The sequence below is a fragment of the Enterococcus eurekensis genome (assembly GCF_042654605.1).
In the GTDB taxonomy this organism is placed as follows: Bacteria; Bacillota; Bacilli; order Lactobacillales; family Enterococcaceae; genus Enterococcus_I; species Enterococcus_I eurekensis.
Window position 1 is genome coordinate 1 of sequence record NZ_JBHSGT010000071.1, and the last position, 546, is coordinate 546.

Annotated in this window: 1 protein-coding gene; it reads right to left on the minus strand. The window is 36.4% G+C overall.

The window, feature by feature from the left end; all coding sequences use genetic code 11:
• Positions 1-457 (minus strand): transposase (locus ACFO3L_RS11425; RefSeq protein WP_379967687.1); only part of this gene is annotated, 457 nt, incomplete at its 3' end.
• Positions 458-546 lie beyond the last annotated feature (89 nt).

The following is a 546-nucleotide window of genomic DNA, read 5'->3' on the forward strand; positions in this document are numbered from 1 at the left end:
CGCTGTGAGTGGAATCTAAATCTAAAATCATTTCATTCGTATTTCTTATCCTACGTGCTTTATCAATCAAAATTTGGTTAACCTTTTGAAGTTGAATGATATTTTCTGTTGTCATCCGATCCCAGAAGCGGGAAATAGATGACTGTGAAGCCAACCGTTTTTTGTTTAAAACAGCTTGAAAGATAGGATCAGTTGCTAATATATTGGCAGAAGAATCCGTAGGATAGCCTGCAATTAACTGTAAGATGATTTGTTCCAGAATGGATTCATTTTCATGAATATGATACAGTCGGTCATCTTGAATCTGGATGTTTTTACGTAGGATTCGGCTAAACTTAAATTTGTCCATGAATTCTTTTACTAATATTAAGCCGGAATCTGAGGATAAATTTCCACCAGAGTGAGATACTGTAACGTTTGAATTGAAAAGTAGACGATTTTCGTGTAAAGTTGCCATTGAGAGAACCCCTTTCTTTGGTTAGGTTTAGTCACTTTAACCATAGCAGATTGGGGTTCTTTTTGTACACCCAAAGGGTGCGGATGAAC